Source organism: Halosimplex marinum, assembly GCF_051414075.1.
Taxonomy (GTDB): Archaea; Halobacteriota; Halobacteria; order Halobacteriales; family Haloarculaceae; genus Halosimplex; species Halosimplex marinum.
Window position 1 is genome coordinate 84194 of the sequence record NZ_JBLKNY010000006.1, and the last position, 18266, is coordinate 102459.

20 protein-coding genes are annotated in these 18266 nt (G+C 70.8%); 8 read left to right on the forward strand and 12 right to left on the reverse strand.

Annotated features, from left to right (window positions below; genetic code table 11):
* Positions 1 to 10: 10 nt before the first annotated feature.
* The 11 genes from ACMGFI_RS16805 to ACMGFI_RS16855 form a co-directional block, all read right to left on the reverse strand.
* Complete coding sequence (locus ACMGFI_RS16805) at positions 11 to 700, reverse strand: urease accessory protein UreF (RefSeq protein ID WP_436911017.1); 690 nt, start codon at positions 698 to 700, stop codon at positions 11 to 13.
* A complete protein-coding gene (locus tag ACMGFI_RS16810) occupies positions 697 to 1374 on the reverse strand; it encodes an urease accessory protein UreE (protein WP_436911018.1) in 678 nt (225 codons plus the stop codon). Before ACMGFI_RS16810 ends, ACMGFI_RS16805 begins: the two co-directional genes overlap by 4 nt.
* The gene (locus ACMGFI_RS16815; protein WP_436911019.1) at positions 1374 to 2375 is read right to left on the reverse strand and encodes an urease accessory protein UreD; all 1002 of its coding nucleotides are present in this window, start codon (positions 2373 to 2375) and stop codon (positions 1374 to 1376) included. Before ACMGFI_RS16815 ends, ACMGFI_RS16810 begins: the two co-directional genes overlap by 1 nt.
* Positions 2376 to 2999 carry an urease accessory protein UreG gene (gene ureG, locus ACMGFI_RS16820; RefSeq protein ID WP_436911020.1) on the reverse strand — a complete coding sequence of 208 codons (624 nt, stop codon included), beginning with the start codon at positions 2997 to 2999 and terminating at the stop codon, positions 2376 to 2378. It abuts the gene before it with no gap.
* The gene (locus ACMGFI_RS16825; RefSeq protein WP_436911021.1) at positions 2996 to 3406 is read right to left on the reverse strand and encodes an urease subunit gamma; all 411 of its coding nucleotides are present in this window, start codon (positions 3404 to 3406) and stop codon (positions 2996 to 2998) included. The genes ureG and ACMGFI_RS16825 overlap by 4 nt, the downstream gene beginning before the upstream one ends.
* A 10-nt stretch (positions 3407 to 3416) precedes the next feature.
* Complete coding sequence (gene ureC / locus ACMGFI_RS16830) at positions 3417 to 5135, reverse strand: urease subunit alpha (protein WP_436911022.1); 1719 nt, start codon at positions 5133 to 5135, stop codon at positions 3417 to 3419.
* Positions 5132 to 5578, reverse strand: a complete 447-nt coding sequence (locus tag ACMGFI_RS16835) for an urease subunit beta (RefSeq protein WP_436911023.1) — start codon at positions 5576 to 5578, stop codon at positions 5132 to 5134. Before ACMGFI_RS16835 ends, ureC begins: the two co-directional genes overlap by 4 nt.
* 157 nt (positions 5579 to 5735) lie before the next feature.
* Positions 5736 to 6578, reverse strand: coding sequence for an energy-coupling factor ABC transporter ATP-binding protein (locus tag ACMGFI_RS16840; RefSeq protein WP_436911024.1), 843 nt, complete (start codon positions 6576 to 6578; stop codon positions 5736 to 5738).
* Positions 6575 to 7372, reverse strand: a complete 798-nt coding sequence (gene cbiQ, locus ACMGFI_RS16845; protein WP_436911025.1) for a cobalt ECF transporter T component CbiQ — start codon at positions 7370 to 7372, stop codon at positions 6575 to 6577. Before cbiQ ends, ACMGFI_RS16840 begins: the two co-directional genes overlap by 4 nt.
* A gap of 13 nt (positions 7373 to 7385) precedes the next feature.
* The gene (locus tag ACMGFI_RS16850) at positions 7386 to 7703 is read right to left on the reverse strand and encodes a PDGLE domain-containing protein (RefSeq protein ID WP_436911026.1); all 318 of its coding nucleotides are present in this window, start codon (positions 7701 to 7703) and stop codon (positions 7386 to 7388) included.
* The gene (locus ACMGFI_RS16855) at positions 7703 to 8347 is read right to left on the reverse strand and encodes an energy-coupling factor ABC transporter permease (RefSeq protein WP_436911027.1); all 645 of its coding nucleotides are present in this window, start codon (positions 8345 to 8347) and stop codon (positions 7703 to 7705) included. The genes ACMGFI_RS16850 and ACMGFI_RS16855 overlap by 1 nt, the downstream gene beginning before the upstream one ends.
* Positions 8348 to 8447: 100 nt before the next feature.
* Between ACMGFI_RS16855 and nikR the strand changes: the two genes are divergently transcribed.
* The 7 genes from nikR to ACMGFI_RS16890 all read left to right on the forward strand — a co-directional run bounded on the left by nikR (position 8448) and on the right by ACMGFI_RS16890 (position 15609).
* Positions 8448 to 8858 carry a nickel-responsive transcriptional regulator NikR gene (nikR, locus tag ACMGFI_RS16860; protein WP_436911028.1) on the forward strand — a complete coding sequence of 137 codons (411 nt, stop codon included), beginning with the start codon at positions 8448 to 8450 and terminating at the stop codon, positions 8856 to 8858.
* Positions 8859 to 9241: 383 nt separating this feature from the next.
* A complete protein-coding gene (locus ACMGFI_RS16865; protein ID WP_436911029.1) occupies positions 9242 to 10534 on the forward strand; it encodes an urea ABC transporter substrate-binding protein in 1293 nt (430 codons plus the stop codon).
* Position 10535: 1 nt separating this feature from the next.
* Positions 10536 to 11420: an urea ABC transporter, permease protein UrtB gene (gene urtB / locus ACMGFI_RS16870; protein ID WP_436911030.1), complete on the forward strand. Its 885-nt coding sequence runs from the start codon at positions 10536 to 10538 to the stop codon at positions 11418 to 11420.
* On the forward strand, positions 11417 to 12532 hold the full coding sequence (locus ACMGFI_RS16875) for an ABC transporter permease subunit (RefSeq protein ID WP_436911031.1): 1116 nt from the start codon (positions 11417 to 11419) through the stop codon (positions 12530 to 12532). The genes urtB and ACMGFI_RS16875 overlap by 4 nt, the downstream gene beginning before the upstream one ends.
* Complete coding sequence (locus ACMGFI_RS16880) at positions 12529 to 13317, forward strand: ATP-binding cassette domain-containing protein (protein ID WP_436911032.1); 789 nt, start codon at positions 12529 to 12531, stop codon at positions 13315 to 13317. The genes ACMGFI_RS16875 and ACMGFI_RS16880 overlap by 4 nt, the downstream gene beginning before the upstream one ends.
* Position 13318: 1 nt before the next feature.
* Complete coding sequence (locus tag ACMGFI_RS16885; RefSeq protein ID WP_436911033.1) at positions 13319 to 14017, forward strand: ABC transporter ATP-binding protein; 699 nt, start codon at positions 13319 to 13321, stop codon at positions 14015 to 14017.
* Between the two features lie 83 nt (positions 14018 to 14100).
* Positions 14101 to 15609: an amidase gene (locus ACMGFI_RS16890; protein WP_436911034.1), complete on the forward strand. Its 1509-nt coding sequence runs from the start codon at positions 14101 to 14103 to the stop codon at positions 15607 to 15609.
* Between the two features lie 59 nt (positions 15610 to 15668).
* Here ACMGFI_RS16890 and ACMGFI_RS16895 read toward each other — a convergent pair whose 3' ends face one another.
* Positions 15669 to 16442 (reverse strand): LamB/YcsF family protein, encoded by a 774-nt coding sequence (locus tag ACMGFI_RS16895; RefSeq protein WP_436911035.1) that lies wholly within the window; start codon positions 16440 to 16442, stop codon positions 15669 to 15671.
* 245 nt (positions 16443 to 16687) lie between these two features.
* On the opposite strand from ACMGFI_RS16895, the gene atzF reads away from it, so the two are divergent.
* Complete coding sequence (atzF, locus tag ACMGFI_RS16900; protein WP_436911036.1) at positions 16688 to 18079, forward strand: allophanate hydrolase; 1392 nt, start codon at positions 16688 to 16690, stop codon at positions 18077 to 18079.
* The last annotated feature ends 187 nt before the right edge of the window (positions 18080 to 18266 follow it).

Sequence of the window (18266 nt, forward strand, 5' to 3'; positions counted from 1 at the left end):
CTCGGCCCGCTCAGCTCAGGAACAGCCGCCGCTCGGCCCGCTCGTGGCCCGCCGAGCGCGCGTCGACCAGCGGGGCGAACGGCGTCATGTCGTCGACCCCGCGGTCGGCGCTCGCCTCGACGGCGTCGACCATCGCCGGCCGCAGGTCGTCGAGGGTGCGCTGCACGTCGGTCGACCCCAGGCGCATGAGCCGCTGGGCCGCCGCCAGTTGCGCGGTGGCGAACTCGTGACAGGCCAGCAGGCACGCCTCGCGGACGGGCACGTCCGCCAGCGCCGCGACGGTCCCCAGGACGACCGCGTAGTTGCCCGGCGCCTCGCCCGCCTCGACCGCCGCGCCGTACTCGTCGAGGAGCGCGTCGTCGCGGAGGTCCCGCTGGAGCGCCAGCAGCCGGTCGCCCGTCCGCTCGGAGCTCTCGCGGAACTCCGCCGGGAGCGTCGCCGCGGTCAGCCGCCGGTCCGCGCGTTCGACGGCGTCGCAGTCGCCCTCGTCGGCCGCCGCGTGGGCCGCCCGCAGCGCAACCAGGTCGGCGTGGCCGTGTTGCCGCCGGAGGACCGTCGCCACGAGGTCCCGGAGGTCGTCGGCGTCGGTCACGGCGTCGTCCGCGACGAACTGTTCCAGAGCGTAGGAGACGCTATCGGTCCCGACCGGGAGGAACGAGTCGGCCAGCCGTAGCGACTCCAGCGTCGCCTCGTCGCTCACGAGTCGTCACCTCCGGCGAAGTCGCCGCCGTCGTCGCCCCCCGATTTCGGGTCGAGCGTGCGGACGCCGTGGTCGTGGCCGCCGTCGCCGTGGCCGTCGGAGTGGGTGCCCCCACCGTGCGAGTGGCTGTGACCACTGTCGCTATGCCCGTGGGAGTGACCGGCCTCGCCGCTCCCGTGCGAGTGGCCGCCGGCGCCGCCGTCCTCGTCGAACAGCGTCGGCGGGACCTCCTCGTACCCGACGGTCGCGCCGTCGGGGAGGTGGGGCTCGACGGTGTCCTCCATCCGTTCGCGGGTGTCCGCCAGCGGCAGGTACGCGCGGCCGCCCTCGACGGCCAGGTCCCAGTGGCGGTTCCCGACGGCGTGGCCCAGTTCGAGCGCTGCGGTGACGGCCGCCCGGTCGGGATTGTCGACTCCGGCGAAGTCGACGACCATCGCTTCGACCGCTTCGAGCGAGACGACGACGAGCCGGTCCCCTGTGGTGAGCACGTCGCCGTCGCGCAGTTCCCGGGCGACGACGACGCCCAGGTCGGTGCCGTCCTCCGCCGTCGTGCGGAACCGCGAGCGCCGCCGTTCGGTCCCGTCGACCGCTATCCGGAGCGGGTCGGCCCGATCGACGCGCTCGGCGACCGCCTCGTCGTCGACGGTCCCGACGAACTCCTCGGCGACGAGCATCAGGGCCTCCTGGATTCGGGCGCGCCCGCGCCCAGCAGGTCGGTTCGCGCCTCGTCCCAGGCCGCCCGGAGCGAGGCGGTCACGGTCTCCGCGCGATGGCCCAGCGCCCGCACGACGCACCCCGCGTCGTTCGGCAGTCGCGTCGCGCCCGCCCGAACGGTGTCGTCGTGGCCGTCGTCGGCGGGGTCGTCGCCGTCCCCGATATCTGTGGCCGCGTCCGTCGCGACCGCGTGGAGGCGGTCGCTCAGGTCGTCGAGCGCGCTGGCCTCGCTCGCCGGGACGAGCACGTACAGCGTCCCCAGGACTGCGAACTCGCCCATGACGCCGGCCGCCGAGGGGTCGGCGTCGGCCGGCCGGAGGTGGGTCGCGTCGTCGACCAGCAGGTCGCCGTCGCGGCGGACGCGCAGTCGGGAGAGGTACCGCTCGAAGTCGAACCGTTCGCTGCGGGCGAGGCGACCGGGGACGACCGCGTCGCCGACGACCGCGCTCGCGTCCGGCGCGAGGTCGAGGTCGACCCCCTGGAAGAACCGCGAGTCCTCGTGGAGGATGGTCGGCTCGGGCACGTAATCGAGGTGGCCGCTCCGGCCCACGGAGAGTGACACGTCGGCGGCGGCGTAGTTGCGCGCCATCGAGAGCACCTTCTGGGAGCTCTGCGTGGAGACGTGCGCGACGGCGCCGGACCCGACCTCGACGGTCACGTCGTGGCGGTCGCCCTGCGCGACGCCGCCGGTCGGCGACTGGACGTACACCGTCTCCGCTTCGGGCAGCGGGTCGTGGCCGAGCGTGCCGCTGACGTGGAACGGCGCGCGCGCCAGGTCCCGCACCAGGTTCGTCTCGCCCGCCTCGTCGGCGGCGAAGTGCAGTTCCAGACGGCCGTCCTTGCCCGGCGAGCCGACCGCCGCCGCGGGGAGCGACTCCCCGGCGTACTCGGCGAACGCGGGGTGGGGCGGCTCGTCGGCCGTCCGTCGGTTCGCCGGTCGCTCTGGCGTGTCGGCGGCCATCTATGCGAAGAGCACGCCCTCGCTGACGTGTTCCTGCACCTCGTCGACCCCCTCGCCGGCCTTGCAGTTCGTGAAGACGAACGGGCCGTCCCGCACGTCGGCGGCGTCGGCCTCCAGCACGTCCAGGTCCACGTCGACGTGGGGCGCGAGGTCGGTCTTGTTGATCACGAGGAGGTCGCACTCGACGACGCCCGGGCCGCGCTTGCGCGGGATGTCCTCGCCCTCCGCCACCGAAATGACGTACAGCGAGTAGTCCGCGAGCTCGGGGTTGAACGTGGCAGCGAGGTTGTCGCCGCCGCTCTCGACGATGACCAGATCGAGGTCGGGGTGGTCGGCCAGGAAGTCGTCGATCTGTGCGAGGTTCATCGACGGGTCCTCGCGGATGCCCGTGTGGGGGCAGGCGCCTGTCTCGACGCCGGCGACCAGGTCCGGGGGGACGACGCCCGCGAACCGCTCGCGCAACGCGTCGGCGTCCTCCTGGGTGAGCACGTCGTTGGCGATGACGCCCACGTCCAGCCCCGCCTCGCGCAGTCGCGGGACGAGTTCGGTGACGAGCGCGGTCTTGCCCGACCCGACGGGACCGCCGATGCCGACCGTCGCCACGTCGCGGTGGGTGAGGCTCACGAGTCGGCCTCCTCGGCGTCCGCCGCGTCCGTCTCGGCGTCGCCCGCCGGCTCGCCGCCGTCGGCGGCCGCCCCGTCGTCGCTGCCGGGGTCCATCGCGCCCGACGACCGGATGGGGTCGTGGACGGTGACGAGCTTCGTCCCGTCGGGGAAGACGGGTTCGACCTGGATCATGTCGACCATCTCCGGGACGCCGGGCATCACGTCGTCGGGGTCCAGCAGCTGGGAGGCCTCGGCGCGGATCTCGGCCACGTCCCAGCCGTCGCGGGCGCGCTCGACGCACCAGTCGGAGATGTACGCGACCGCCTCGGGGTGGTTCAGCCTGACGCCGCGCTCCCTGCGGCGCCGGGCGAGCTCCGCGGCCATGAAGACCGTCAACCGCTCCTGCTCTTTGGGCGTTAAGTTCATTCTGAGTACCTCACAGCATGTACCGCTGGGCGAGGGGCAACTCCTCGCTCGGTTCCGCCGAGACGACCTCGCCGTCGACCTCCACCTCGAAGGTCTCGGGGTCGATCTCGATGTCGTCGGGGCAGTAGTCGTTGTAGTGCATATCGCCCTTCCCGGGCGTGCGGGCGCCCGAGACGGGGACGACGGGGCAGTCGAGGCCGTACGCCTCGCCGACGCCCGCCTCGGCGGCCGCCGGGCTGACGAAGGAAAGGGACAGGCCGTGTTTCGCCTTGCCGGCCGCGCCGGCGCGGGGCCGTTGCATGATGGGCTCGCAGGTCATCAGCGAGCCGTTGGCCTCGCCCATCTCCGAGTAGACGGGGAACCCGCCCTTGAACGTCATCGCGGGCTTGATCCCGAAGAAGGCCGGATCCCACAGCACCACGTCGGCGAGTTTCCCGGGTTCGAGCGTGCCGACGTAGTCGTCGATGCCCGCCGAGATGGCGGGGTTGATGGTGTACTTCGAGAGGTACCGTTTCGCGCGGAAGTTGTCCGCGTCGTCGTGGGTGTCGGCCGCCTCGTCCTCCGGCAGGGCGCCGCGCTGGCTCTTCATCTTCGAGGCGGTCTGCCAGGTGCGACAGACCACCTCGGCCATCCGGCCCATCGCCTGGGAGTCGGAGGTCATCATCGAGATGGCGCCAACGTCGTGGAGCACGTCCTCGGCGCCGATGGTCTCAGCGCGCACGCGCGACTCCGCGAAGGCCACGTCCTCCGGCACGTCGGGGTTGAGGTGGTGACAGACCATCACCATGTCGAGGTGCTCGTCGAACGTGTTCACGGTGTAGGGCATCGAGGGATTGGTCGAGGAGGGGAGCATGTTCGGCTGGCCGACCATCTCCATGATGTCCGGGGCGTGGCCGCCGCCGGCGCCCTCGATGTGGAACAGGTGCATCGTCCGCCCGTCGACGGCGGCGAACGTGTTCTCGACGAAACCCGCCTCGTTGAGCGTGTCCGTGTGCATGCACACCTGCACGTCCTCTTCCTCGGCCACGTCGAGGCAGGTGTCGATCGCCGCGGGCATCGACCCCCAGTCCTCGTGGAGCTTCAGCCCGCAGGCGCCCGCCTCGACCTGCTCGCGCAGGGGACCGGGTTTCGAGGCGTTGCCCTTGCCGTAGAAGCCGACGTTGACCGGCCACTCCTCGGCGGCCTGCAGGAACCGCTTGATGTTCTCGGGGCCGGTGGTCGTCGTCGTCGCGCCGCCGCCGTAGCCGCCGCCGAGCATCGTCGTGATGCCCGACGCGAGCGCGTGGTCGTGCAACTGCGCGGAGTTGAAGTGGATGTGGATGTCTAGCCCGCCGGGCGTGGCGATCTTCCCCTCGGCGGGGTACACGTCGGTCGACGGGCCGACGACCATGTCGACGCCGTCCATCGTGTCGGGGTTGCCGGCCTTGCCGACGCCGGCGATCTCCCCGTCGCGGATGCCGATGTCCGCGGCCACGATCCCCAAAACCGGGTCCATGACGAGTGCGTTCGTCAGCACCCAATCGAGTGCGCCCTCTTCCTGGGTGGTGCCCGGGGACTGCCCGAGGCCGTCCCGCAGCGTCTTCCCGCCGCCGAAGACCGCCTCGTCGCCCGGCGTGCGGAGATCTTCCTCGACTTCGACGAACAGCTCGGTGTCGCCCAGGCGCACGCGGTCGCCCGTGGTCGGGCCGTACAGCTCGGCGTAGGCCTCGCGGTCGACCTCGCGTGTCATGGCTCGTCCTCCGCGTGCTCGGCTCCCGCTCCGTCGGCGTCCTCGCCGTCGAGCTTCCCGGCCTGGTCGGGGATGCCGCCGAACCCCTGGCGTTCGGCGCGCTCGACGGCCGCGGCGGCGTCGCCGTCGACGCTGCCGTTCACGAGCCCGTTCATCCCGTGGGCGACCCGCTTGCCGCCGATGGCGACGAGTTCGACCGTCTGCTCGTCGCCGGGCTCGAACCGGACCGCCGTCCCGGCGGGGATGTTCAGGCGCTTCCCGAAGGCGGCCTCGCGGTCGAACGCCAGGGCCGCGTTGGCCTCGAAGAAGTGGAAGTGCGACCCCACCTGCACCGGCCGGTCGCCCGCGTTGCCGACGGTCACCTCCGCCGTCTCCCGGCCCTCGTTGATGGTCACTGTGCCCTCCGCCGTCCGCACCTCGCCGGGGACGAGTTCCTCGGTCATACCACCACGTCCGTCGACAGGATCGGTCGATAGTCGATCATCTGCGCGATTATTTGGATACCCGTCCCAAGGCGGTTCGCTTCGGCGCAAATAGCACCGTCCGATCTCGAATTTCGATTCGATCGTTCGGTTTCGGCAGGAAGAATCGAACTTTCGATCAGGGATCGCGGCCGGCGAGCCGGTCGCGGGCCGCCTCGACGGTCAGCGGCGGGTCGTCGGCCAGGCCGTCGAACAGCCGGACGACCTGCGGGGGCCGCAGGTCGCAGTCGGTCAGCAGGGCGGTGTCGGTCAGAACCTCCCGAGTGGGGCCGGTCGCGGCGACGCGGCCGCGCCCGTCCAGCAGTACCACGCGGTCGGCGACCTGGGGGACCAGCCCCGTGTCCGGCGTCGAGACGACGACCGTGGTGCCGGCGGCGGCCAATTCGTCGAGCAGGGCCAGCACCGTCTCGCGGTTGGCGGCGTCCACGTCGCTCACGGGCTCGTCCAGCAGGAGAACGTCGGGCTCGACGGTGACCGCGCTCGCGAGCGCCGCCCGGCGCTGCTGGCCGCCGCTGAGACGGAAGGGCGGCTTCGACAGCAGCTCGGTCAGGTCGAGTCGCTCGGCGACGCGCTCGACGCGGGCCTCGGCCTCGCCGTCGGGGAGGTCCTGCTGGGCGGGGCCGTAGGCCAGGTCCTCTCGAACTGTGGGGTTGAACAGGTAGTCGGCGGGGTTCTGCGTGAGGACGCTCAGCCGGTCGCGGACGGCGTCGGCGTCGGCCGTCTCCCCGAAGTACCGGACCCGTCCATCGTCGGGGTCGATCAGGCCGCCGAGCAACTGGAGCAGCGTCGACTTGCCGGCCCCGTTTGGGCCGAGCAGGGCGATGCGCTCGTCGCGGCCGACCGTCACGTCGACGCCGTCGACCGCCGGCGTGCCGTCCGGGTAGGCGTAGCGGAGGCCGGTCGCGTCGATGGCGGGGGCGTCGGCGGTGTTCACGGCATCGGCCGCGTCCTCGTCGCTCACGCCAGTCCCACCCCGACGACGGCGGCGAGGACGACCAGGCCGAACGCGGCGTCGGCCCGGCCGAGCGGTGTTCGACCGGCGGTCGGCCGCGGGCCGCCACCCCCGCCACGGGCGCGGGCGGCGCGTTCGACGCGTTCTCCCCGTTCGACGCTGCGCAGGAGGAAAGTCCCGAGGAAGTTCCCGGAGTCGCGCCACGTCCGCCGCAGGTCCGGCTCGGCGACCGTCCGGCTCCGGCGCGCGCGGGCCATCCGTTCGAGTTCCGCGAAAAAGAGGAGGAGGTAGCGGTAGGTGATCGCCAGGAGCGAGACGGCGATGGCAGGCGCGCGCAGGCGGGCGAGCCCGCCGAGCAGGTCCGAGAAGCGGGTCGTCAGCAGCAGCAGCGAGAGGAAGGCCACGCAGACGCCGACCCGGGCGGTGAACACCGCGACGTAGCCGACGCCGGCCGCCGAGAGGGGCGACCCGCCGAGCGTGGGGCCGCCCATCAGCAGTGCCTGTGGCGCGACGGCGACGAGCGCGAACGCGGGCGGGCCGGCGACGCGGCCCGCGAACGCCCGCGCGGGGACGCGGGAGGCGACCGCGAGCGCCCCGGCGAGCGCCGCCAGCGCGGCGACCCCCTGGAGGTCCCGCCGCGTGACCGTCAGCGCGACGAGCGCGACCAGCCCGACGAGCTTCACGCTCGGCGCGACGGCCTGCAGGAACCCCGCGCGGTCGGGCGCGTCCTCGGCGAGGAGGAACCACCGGGCGCGCCCGGAGAGCCCGGCGAGCGTGCGGTCGAGGAGGTCGGCCCGGCTCATCTCGGTTGTCCGGTCACCGCACCGCGTCGGTGTCGGCGTCGGCGTCGCTCCCGAGCAGGCGACCGATCCCGAGCGCGACCACGAGGGTCAGGCCGGTCCCGACGGCCGCGGAGACGAAGGTCCCGGGCGCAGTGCCGAGGCCGGGGACGCTGTATCCGGGGAGGGGTGCCACGTCGACCGGCTCGGCGTCGTCGGTCGCGCCGGTCGCCTCGGCGGCGTTCTCCAGCGGCTCGGCGTAGCCGACCTGGCCGGCCGCCCAGCCGAAGGCGGGCGCCAGCAGGGCCAGCGCGACGAGGACGGCGACCGCCTTCGGGAACCAGCCGGGGGCCATCAGGCGCTCACCTCCGGCTCCGGCGCGGTCGTCGGCCGCAGGTCCGGGCGCGCCTGCGCGAGGTAGCGGTAGACGACGGCCGTGATGGCGCCCTCGACCAGCCCGAGGACGAGGTGGCCGACGCCCATGATCGCCAGCGCGGTCAGCAGTTCGTACTGGAACGCCGACGAGAGGCCGAGCTGGAGGCCGGCGGTGACGGCGCCGGCGGTGATGCCGAGCCAGCCGGCGGCGAAGGCCGCGCGGAACTCGCCGTAGGGGGCGACCAGCCGGTAGACGGCGTAGCCGACGTACACCTCGACGACGGCCATGTTGAACACGTTCGCGCCGAGGACGACGAGCCCGCCGTCCCCGAACACGAGCGCCTGGACCGCGACGACCGTCGCCACGGCGAGCGCGCCGAGGTGGGGACCGAGCAGGATGGCGGCGAACGCGCCGCCGACGAAGTGGGCGCTCGTCCCGCCGGGGATCGGCCAGTTGAGCATCTGTGCGGCGAACACGCCCGCGGCGACGACGCCCACGAGTGGCGCCCGGGTGTCCGATATCTCCCCGCCGACGCGCCGCGCGGCGTAGCTCAGCGCCGCCACCGACAGCGCGGCGAACAGCACGGCCAGCGGCAGGTCGACATACCCGTCCGGGATGTGCATACTCGGCGGTCGCCGTCGCTCGGGATAATACTTTCTCATGGCGCAGTATTACTGAGATGAGGTGACCAGCCATATTACGGCGACCGTCGTAGCCGGGGGCATGAGCGACGACATCGACCGCATCAGCCTGACGCTGCCGTCGTCGATGGTCGAGCGGTTGGACGGCATCGTCGACGACTGGGAGTACGACAGCCGGTCGGAGGCGGTCCGGGACTCGCTGCGGGACTTCTTCGCGGACTACGAGTGGGAGACCGGGGGCGGCGGCCACCACCACGGCACCATCGTGGTCGTCCACGACCACCACGTCGACGGCATCGCCGACGACCTCCAGACGATCCAACACGAGATGGCCGAGGCGATCACCTCCGTCCAGCACATCCACCTCTCGCACGACACCTGCATGGAGACGCTGGTCGTCGAGGGGGCGGCCGGCGACATCACCGAACTCGCCAACCGCCTGCGCGCGCTCGGCGGCGTCCAGCAGGTGAAGGTGGTCGTCGTCGACGAGTAGCGTCCCCCAGCCCGCCGTGTGATTCGCGTGGATATCTGCCGTTCGTTCTGATCGTTCGTTCGCTGTCACGTTTCGCGGAACCGACCCGGACTGACGCGGAGATCGCGCTCAGCCGCCGCGATCGGCATAATTGCGGAACTGTGGTTTTATCGTCGCCATCGTTCGAATGTTCACTGTTTCCGTGCCGTCCTAACATTCCCTAATATTCAAGCGAGGAGTATTGGACATCTATAATACGAGAGTGCAAACCCTTATTTGCCGTCTGCGAAATCGAAGGTACGTACGCATATGATGGACGTTCATGCGGTGACGGACGGATACAGTGGTGGAAACAATGGCATCATGGCCAAATTCAGCGACGAACCTGAATTGGAGGGGGCGGTATGAGCGACGGCGGTGTCAGTCGCCGTCGGTTCCTCGCGGGGGGTGCCGGGCTGGCGGGGGCGGCGGTCGCCGGGTGTTCCGGCGGCTCCGCGGCGGGCACGTCGACCGGTGCCGGGGGGACGGTCAAGCTGGGGATCCTCGAGGACCAGTCGGGCAACTTCGCGCTCGTGGGGTCGCCCAAGCACAAGGCGTCGTTGCTGGCGATCGAGGAGATCAACAACGACGGGGGGATCATGGGGCAGGAGATCGAGTACTTCGACCCGGACCCCCAGTCGGACAACCAGCGCTACAAGGAACTCACGCGGCGGATGATCCAGCAGGAGAACGTCGACGCGCTGTGGGCGGGCTACTCCTCGGCGACCCGTGAGACCATCCGCCCGACGATCGACCGCGAGGACCAGCTGTACTTCTACACGACCCAGTACGAGGGCGGTGTCTGCGACAAAAACGTCTTCGCCGTCGGGCCGACCGCTCGCCAGCAGCTGGGGAGCGTCCTGCCCTACCTCGTCGAGGAGTACGGCCCGAAGATCTACACCATCGCCGCCGACTACAACTTCGGCCAGCTGTCGGCCGACTGGGTGAAGGTGCTGGCCGACGAGAACGACGCCGAGGTCGTCGACGAGGAGTTCATCCCGCTGTCGAACTCCCAGTTCGGCTCGACGATCAACCGCATCCAGGAGGCCGACCCCGACTTCGTGATGTCGATGCTCGTCGGCGCGAATCACACTTCCTTCTACGAGCAGAAGGCCTCGGCCGGTCTGGACGTGCCTATCGGGACCTCGACGGCGATGGCCCAGGGCTACGAGCACCGCCGCCTGAACCCCCCGGCGATGGCCAACATCTACGCGGGCGTCAACTACATGGAGGAGGTCCCGACCGAGCGCAACACGCGCGACGGCGGGTTCGTCGACCGCTACTACGAGATGTGGCCCGACGCGCCGTATCTCAACGAGGAGGCCGAAAACAACTACTTCTCGATCTACATGTACAAGAAGGCCGTCGAGCAGGCCGGCACCTTCGAACAGCCCGAGGTCAAGGAGGCCCTGGAGTCGGGCATCACCTACGAGGCGCCCGAGGCGCCCGAGGGCGAGTCGATCAGGCTCGACCCCGAGACCCATCACGTCGACCACCACATGTGGGTCATGAAGGCCGACGACCAGCACAACGTCTCGGCGGTCAAAGACGAAGTGATCCCCGAGACGTTCCTCACGGAGACGGTCGGTTGCGACCTGACCAGCGAGGACGAGGAGACCCAGTACACGCCCCAGGACTACTTCGAGGAGGCGGGATAGGATGGTCAACGGGATCAACCTCCTGCTACAGTTCCTCGACAGCTTCGCGTTCATCGTGCTCGCGGCCATCGGGCTGGCCATCATCTTCGGGATGATGGACGTGATCAACCTGGCCCACGGCGAGTTCATCATGATCGGCGCCTACGGGACGACGATGACCTACAACGCCGGCGCGCCGCTGCCGGTCGCCATCGTCGCCGGCGTGGCCGTGACGACCGTCGCCGGCCTGATCCTGGAGCGGACGATCATCCATCGGCTGTACGACCGGCCGCTGGACTCGATGGTCGCCACCTGGGCGGTGGGACTCGCGCTGACGCAGGCGGCGCGCATCCTCTTCGGCAACTCGCTCAACAGCATCGGCATCCCGCTGGGCGCGATCAGCTACGGGCAGTTCTCCTACTCGCTGTATCGGGTGCTGCTCGCCGGCGTGGCCGTCGGCGTTCTGGTCGCGGCGTATCTCGTCTTCACCCGCACCGAGTTCGGCGTGCGGGCCCGCGCGACCATCCAGGACCCCGAGACCGCCGCCGCGATGGGCGTCGAGACCGACCGGATGTACACCGTCACGTTCGCCATCGGGTCCGCGCTGGCGGGGCTGGCCGGCGCGCTGTACGCCCCGACGATGTCGATCGTCCCCGGCATGGGGTCGTCGTTCCTCGTCGAGGCGTTCGTCGCCGTCGTCACCGGCGGCACCTCGGTCCTGCTCGGGACGACGCTCGCCGGGGGCGTCCTCGGGTCGGTCGACGCGCTGCTCAGCAACCTCTACGGCACCTTCGTCGGACAGATCGGACTGCTTATCGTCGCGGTGTTGATCCTCCGGTTCCTGCCGACGGGGCTCTCGGGCGTCGTCGAGAACGCCCGCGAGCGCATGGAGCGTGATGCCTCATGAGCGCCGACGGGGGCGTCACCCGCGTGGTCGACCGGATCCGCGACCCGCTCGAAGGGCCGAACACGATCGGCAACTCCAGGGGGTTCTGGCTCGGGTTCCTGCTCGTGCTCGCCGGCGCGTTCGCCTACCCGACGTTCGTCAGCGCCTACCAGGCCGGGAACACGGCGCTGTTCCTGCTCTACGGGCTGCTGGCGCTGTCGCTGTCGGTCGTCTGGGGATACGCCGGCATCCTCAGCTTCGGCCAGGTCGTCTTCTTCGGATTCGCCGGTTACACGTTCGGCATCGTGAGCATCAACCTCGGCAGCACGCTCGGGATCACCTTCGCGATCCCCGTCGCGGTCCTGGTCGCGACGGTCGTCGCGTTCCTGCTGGGGTACTTCATGTTCTACGGCGACGTGAGCGGCGTCTTCGTCGCCATCATCACGCTCGTCGTGACGCTCGTCCTGCAGACGTTCATGGCCCAGACCGCGGGCGACGCCTGGACCATCGGGTCGGTCCCGCTCGGCGGGTTCAACGGGATGCCGGGCATCCCCAACCTCGCCGTCGGGACGGAGGCGACCTCGATCAGCTTCCGCGGCGGCGCCTTCTACTGGGTCGTCCTCTCGGCGCTGGTGGTCTCGTATCTGGGCCTCCGGGTGCTGGTCAACGGCCGCTTCGGCTACGCGATGGTCGGCATCCGCGAGGACGAGGACCGCGTCGAGATGCTCGGCTACGATATCCGCCGGGTCAAACTCGCCGTGTTCACCCTCGGCGGGACGATTGCCGGGTTCTCGGGCGTGCTCTACGCCGCCTGGGGCAACTACATCGACCCGAGCGTCTACTCGCTGACGTTCGCGACGATGCCCGTCGTCTGGGTCACCGTCGGCGGCCGGACCTCGATGCTCGGCGCGGTCCTCGCGACCGTCTCGATCGAGTGGTTCCGCCAGCAGCTCTCGATCACCGGCAGCGAGTACGCGATGGTGATCGTCGGCCTGCTGTTGCTGGGGGTCGTCCTGCTGTTGCCCGAGGGGTTCGTTCCCTTCGTTCACAGGAAGGTGACCGAGTTCCGGAGCGACCGCGATGGGGGCGGCGTCCCCGACGCGCCCGAGAGCCCGGAGGGGGCCGCCGAATGAGTTCGAACGCCCCAGACCCCGCGGGCGACCCGAACATCCGCGAGACGCCCGCCGGGAAGGCCACCGGCCCCGACACCGACACGCTGCTCCAGACCCAGGGGCTCGTCAAGGAGTTCGGCGGCCTGACCGCCATCGACGACGTCGACTTCGGCGTCGAGGAGGGCGAGCTCCGCTGTCTCATCGGCCCGAACGGCGCCGGCAAGTCGACGCTGATGAAGCTCATCACCGGCCGCCACGACGCCACGGAGGGCCGTATCTTCTACGACGGCGCCGACGTGACCGAGATGCGCTCGCACGAGCGGGTCCGCCAGGGGATCGGCATCAAGTTCCAGGTCCCCTCGGTGTTCGAGGCGATGACCGCCTTCGAGAACGTCCGGCTACCGGCCCAGCGCGTCGTCGACGGCGACGTGAGCGAGCGCGTGTCGAACACGCTCGAACGGGTCGGCCTCGGCGGGTTCGACGACGTCACCGCCTCGGACCTCTCGCACGGCCAGCAACAGCGCCTCGAGATCGGCATGGCCGCCGCGCTCGAACCCGACCTGCTCCTGCTCGACGAGCCGGTCGCCGGCCTCTCGCTGGAGGAGCGCGGCGAGATCGCCGACCTCGTCCAGGAGCTCAACGGCGACGGGATCACCTTCGTCATCATCGAGCACGACATCGACTTCGTCGAGCGCATCGCCGACGCGGTGACCGTCCTCCACCAGGGCGCGGTCTTCCGCGAGGGGTCGATCGAGGACATCAGGGCCGACGACGAGGTCCGCCGCATCTACCTGGGGGGTGAGTGAGATGCTCGAAACCGACTCGCTCACCGTCGGCTACGGCGACACGCCGATCCTCCGGGACGTCGACCTGCGGGCCGACGAGGGCGAGATCGTCGGCATCGTCGGCAAGAACGGCGTCGGCAAGACCACGCTGATGAAGGCGATCATGGGTCTGCTCGACCCCGACTCGGGGACGATCTCCTACGACGGGACCGACGTCACCGGCTGGTCGGCCGACGAGCGGGCCAAGGCCGGGATCGGCTACATCCCCCAGAGCCGCGACGTCTTCGAGGACCTGTCCGTCGAGCAGAACCTGCTCGTCGGCGAGAGCGTCAACGACGAAGCCGAGCGACTGCTGTACGACGTGGTCTACGACTACTTCCCGATCCTCGAGGAGCGCGCCGACCAGAAGGCCGGGACGCTGTCGGGCGGCCAGCAGCAGATGCTCGCCATCGGTCGCGCGCTGGTCGGCAACCCCGACCTGCTCGTCCTGGACGAGCCCTCCGAGGGGATCCAGCCGTCGATCGTCCAGGGGATCACCGAAGACATCCCCGCGATCAACGAGGAACTCGGGATGACCGTCCTGTTCGTCGAGCAGAACCTCGGCGTCATCCAGGGGATGGCCGAGCGATGCTACGCCATCGAACGCGGCACCATCGTCGACGAACTCGACAGCGCGCAGCTGCGCGACGACGACGTGGTCGCCGAGTATCTCGCGGTCTGAGCTCTCTTCCGCCCCTCCGTCTCCCTCTCCGCCCCGCGACCGCCCGCAGTTCCCGCCGCCGACGCCCACCACCGAGACAACCAATGACGACCGACTTCGACATCACCGAGACGACTGTCAGCGAGATCCACGACGCCATGCGCGCCGGCGAGGTGACGAGCCGCGAGCTCGTCGACCGGTACCGCGAGCGCATCGAGGCCTACGACCGCGCCGGGCCCGAACTCAACGGCGTCGTCACGTACAATCCAGACGCCGCCGAGCGGGCCGCCGAACTCGACGAGGCCTTCGAGGCGTCGGGCCCGGTCGGCCCGCTTCACGGGATCCCCGTGCTGGTCAAGGACCAGGCCGAGACCGCCGGCCTGACGACGACCTTCGGCTCGGCGGTCTTCGACGAGTACGTCCCCGAGAGCGACGCGGCGGTCGTGCGCAAACTCAAGGACGCCGGCGCGGTCGTCCTCGCGAAGACGAACCTCTGCGACTGGGCGGCCTCGTGGTTCGGCTACTCGTCGGCGACCGGCCGGACGAAGAACCCGTACGCGCCCGCTCGCGACCCGGGCGGGTCGAGCGCCGGCACCGGCGCCGGCGTCGCGGCCAACCTCGGAACGGTCGGCGTCGGCGAGGACACCGGCGGGTCCGTCCGCGTCCCCGCCGCCTACTGCAACCTCTTCGGGATCCGCGTCACGACGGGGCTGATCAGCCGGACGGGCTTCGCCCCGCTGGTCGCCCGCCAGGACACGCCCGGGCCGATGGCACGGACCGTCGAGGACATGGCCCGCCTGCTCGACGTGATGGTCGGCTACGACCCCGACGACGAGTGGACCGGCGCGACGGCGATGGCGACCGACGACGAGTACCTCGACCACCTCGACCGCGATGCGCTCGACGGCGCGCGCATCGGCGTCCTCCGCGACGCCTTCGGCGACGACGACGCTCCGGCCTCGGAGGTCGAACCGGTCTCGGCGGTCGTCGAGGACGCGCTGGCGGCGATGGCCGACGCGGGCGCGACGCTCGTCGATCCGGTGTCGATCCCCGACCTCGACGAGCAGACCGAGGCCACCTCGCTGTACGTGCTACAGGCCAAGCGCGACCTGAACGACTTCCTCGCCGCGCGCCCGGGGGCGCCGGCCGGCTCCGTCGAGGCCATCGACGAGGCGGGCGACCCCCACCCCTGCGTCGCCGACCTGTTCGACGCGATCGTCGACGGGCCCGCCGACCCGACCGACGACCCCGATTACTGGGCGGCGGTCGCCGCACAGGAACGGCTCCGACGCCACGTCGTCCGCGTCCACGCCGAACACGACCTCGACGCCGTCGCGTTCCCCGACGTGCCCGTCCTGCCGCCGACCGAGACGCACCTGCGCGACGGCACGTACGGGACGATGTCGTTCCCGACGAACACGGTTATCGGCTCCCAGTCGTCCTGTCCGGCGGTCTCGTTGCCGGCCGGGTTCACCGACGAGGGGGTCCCCGTCGGCGTCGAACTGCTCGGGACGCCGTTCGACGAGCCCCGGCTGGTCGAACTGGCCGCGAGCTACGAGGCCGCCGCGGACCCGCGGGAACCGCCGGCGACGGCGCCGCCGCTCGACGACTGACGGCGGCGGCGCGGTCGCCCCGCGACCGCTCGGCCGCCTCGCGATGCCCGCGCGACCGGTCACTCGGCCGCCCGGGCCACCTCGTCGACGCCGACGAGTTCGATGTCGGTCCCGTCGATCCGCGCGTGGATCGCCTCCAGGATCTCGACCACGTTCGGCGTGTCCCCGTGGACGCAGATGCTGTCGGCGGGCACCGCCACGGTTTCACCCTCCGGTGTCTCGACCTCCCCGTCTGTCGCGACGGCGACGAACCGGTCGGCGACGAGTTCGGGGTCGCGGGCGGACTTCTCCTTCGGGATGACGACGCTCCCGTCGGCGCGGTAATCCAGGTCGACGTACCCCTCCAGCACGCGCGGGAAGGGGTAGTCGCCGGCGACCTCGTACAGCCGCGCGTCGGTCGCGAGGTAAACGAGGTCGGGGTCGACCGCCGCGACGCCGTCGAGGACGGCCCGCGCGTGTGGTTCGCTGTCGGAGAGCATCGAGTACAGCGCCCCGTGGGGCTTGACGTGGGTCACCTCGACGCCCGCGCGGTCGGCCACCGCCCGCAGCGCGCCGAGCTGGTAGACGACGTAGTCGCGCAGTTCGGCGGGCGTGGCGTCGATCCGTCGCCGGCCGAACCCGAGTCTGTCGGGGAGTCCCGGGTGGACGCCGACGCGGACGCCGTGTTCGGCCGCAAGCGCGACCGTCTCGCGCATGACGTGCGGGTCGCCGCCGTGGAAGCCCGCCGCGACGTTCGCCGTCGTGACGTGGGGCATCACCGCCGCGTCCTCGCCTTTCGTGTACTTCCCGAAGCTCTCGCCCATGTCGCAGTTGATGTCGATACGGCGGGTCACACCCCGATATCGACCCCGCCGGGCTACTCGCTGTGGACTCCCCGAAATATTGCGATCTCGTTTGACCGCACGTTCAGTTCTATTCCCCTCATCGAAGCAAGTTTTGTTCAAAGGGGCGGTGATAAGTCAGCCCTCGGTTAAAGTACGCCTACAACTGTGAAAACGTCGACTTCGGTACGGCGGCGGGTCGAACGGCGGCGAACGGCGGCGAACGGCGGCGAACGCGGGTCAACGGGGCAGTCGCGGTGAGCGACGCGACGGTTCCCGAACGCTTCGACGTGGCGACGCTCCGGCGGGCCTACCGGGAGACGGACCTGACGCCGCGGGCGGTCGTCGAGGAAGCGATCGCGCGCGCGGACGCCGACGCGGAACTCAACGTCTGGATCGAACGCTGCGACGAGACGGCGCTGGCCCGCGCCGAGGAGCTCGGGGACGTCGACCCCGCCTCGCGACCGCTGTACGGCGTCCCATTCGCGGTGAAGGACAACGTCGACGCGGCGGGCGTCCCGACGACGGCGGCCTGTCCGGCCTACGAGTACGTCCCCGAAGGGAGCGCGACAGTCGTCGAGCGGCTGCGCGAGGCCGGCGCCGTGCTCCTGGGGAAGACGAACATGGACCAGTTCGCGACCGGGCTCGTCGGAACCCGCAGCCCCTACGGCGTCTGCCGCAACGCCCACGACCCGACGATGATCGCGGGCGGCTCCAGTTCCGGGTCGGGCGTCGCCGTCGCGCGCGGACAGGTGTCGTTCGCCCTGGGGACCGACACCGCCGGGTCGGGACGGGTCCCGGCGGCGCTCAACGGCGTCGTCGGCTACAAGCCGACCCGCGGGCTGATCAGCGCCGACGGCGTCGTTCCGGCGTGTCGCACGCTCGACTGCGTCGCCGTCTTCGCGCCGACGGTCGACGGCGCACGTCGCGTCGGCGCGGTGCTCGTCGGCCACGACGACGCCGACCCGTACTCCCGGCCGGCGGCCGACAGGGTGGATCTGACGGCCGACGCCCCCGACTCGCCGACGGTCGGCGTCTTCGCCGACCCCGAATTCTTCGGCGACCCGGATATGCCCGCGCTGTACGACGCGGCCGTCGAGCGCCTCGACGACCTGGGCGCGACCGTCGAGACGGTCCCCGAGGACCCGTTCCGCGAGACGGCGGAACTGCTCTACGGCGGTCCGTGGGTCGCCGAGCGGCTCTCGGTCGTCGCGGACCTGGTCGAATCCGACCCGGACGCGCTGCTCGACGTGACCCGCGAGATCATCTCGGAAGGCGATAGTTACTCGGCAGTCGATACGTTCGAGGCGATGTACGAGCGCCAGGGGAACGAGCGGGCCGCCGCCGCGGTCTTCGAGAACGTCGATGCGCTGCTCACGCCGACGACGGGGACGACCTACTCGATCGAAGCGGTCGCCGACGCGCCCCGGGAGACGAACGCGACCCTCGGGCACTACACGAACTACGTGAACCTGCTGGACCTCTCGGCGGTCGCGGTCCCAGCCGGGACGCGCTCGGACGGGGCGCCCCTGGGCGTGACCCTCGTCGGCGAGGCCGACGACGACGCCCCCCTGCTGGCGCTGGCCGACCGCCTCGCCGAGGGCGTCGACCGCTCGGTGCCGGTTCGGGACCCCGTCGCGCCGAAGTGACATTCCGGCCCCGTTCGGCCGTGGACCGCCGCCGCCAGTGGCCACGCCGCCCCTCGGTGCGGTCGGCGACTGCGACCCCACCGACCACGGGGACGACCCGCCGCCGGCGGTGTACTAGGATGTGAAAGGACTCTACACTCCACCTCATGGTACGTATATATTAAGGAATAGACTGATATGTGGCCGA

What these genes read in the sequence shown, in the direction of transcription:
- ACMGFI_RS16810 (WP_436911018.1), bottom strand. Translation starts at nt 1,374, where the DNA reads ATGCTCGTCGCCGAGGAGTTCGTCGGGACCGTCGACGACGAGGCGGTC.
- ACMGFI_RS16815 (WP_436911019.1), bottom strand. Translation starts at nt 2,375, where the DNA reads ATGGCCGCCGACACGCCAGAGCGACCGGCGAACCGACGGACGGCCGAC.
- ACMGFI_RS16825 (WP_436911021.1), bottom strand. Translation starts at nt 3,406, where the DNA reads ATGAACTTAACGCCCAAAGAGCAGGAGCGGTTGACGGTCTTCATGGCC.
- ureC (WP_436911022.1), bottom strand. Translation starts at nt 5,135, where the DNA reads ATGACACGCGAGGTCGACCGCGAGGCCTACGCCGAGCTGTACGGCCCG.
- ACMGFI_RS16835 (WP_436911023.1), bottom strand. Translation starts at nt 5,578, where the DNA reads ATGACCGAGGAACTCGTCCCCGGCGAGGTGCGGACGGCGGAGGGCACA.
- cbiQ (WP_436911025.1), bottom strand. Translation starts at nt 7,372, where the DNA reads ATGAGCCGGGCCGACCTCCTCGACCGCACGCTCGCCGGGCTCTCCGGG.
- ACMGFI_RS16850 (WP_436911026.1), bottom strand. Translation starts at nt 7,703, where the DNA reads ATGGCCCCCGGCTGGTTCCCGAAGGCGGTCGCCGTCCTCGTCGCGCTG.
- ACMGFI_RS16855 (WP_436911027.1), bottom strand. Translation starts at nt 8,347, where the DNA reads ATGCACATCCCGGACGGGTATGTCGACCTGCCGCTGGCCGTGCTGTTC.
- nikR (WP_436911028.1), top strand. Translation starts at nt 8,448, where the DNA reads ATGAGCGACGACATCGACCGCATCAGCCTGACGCTGCCGTCGTCGATG.
- ACMGFI_RS16865 (WP_436911029.1), top strand. Translation starts at nt 9,242, where the DNA reads ATGAGCGACGGCGGTGTCAGTCGCCGTCGGTTCCTCGCGGGGGGTGCC.
- urtB (WP_436911030.1), top strand. Translation starts at nt 10,536, where the DNA reads ATGGTCAACGGGATCAACCTCCTGCTACAGTTCCTCGACAGCTTCGCG.
- ACMGFI_RS16875 (WP_436911031.1), top strand. Translation starts at nt 11,417, where the DNA reads ATGAGCGCCGACGGGGGCGTCACCCGCGTGGTCGACCGGATCCGCGAC.
- ACMGFI_RS16880 (WP_436911032.1), top strand. Translation starts at nt 12,529, where the DNA reads ATGAGTTCGAACGCCCCAGACCCCGCGGGCGACCCGAACATCCGCGAG.
- ACMGFI_RS16885 (WP_436911033.1), top strand. Translation starts at nt 13,319, where the DNA reads ATGCTCGAAACCGACTCGCTCACCGTCGGCTACGGCGACACGCCGATC.
- ACMGFI_RS16890 (WP_436911034.1), top strand. Translation starts at nt 14,101, where the DNA reads ATGACGACCGACTTCGACATCACCGAGACGACTGTCAGCGAGATCCAC.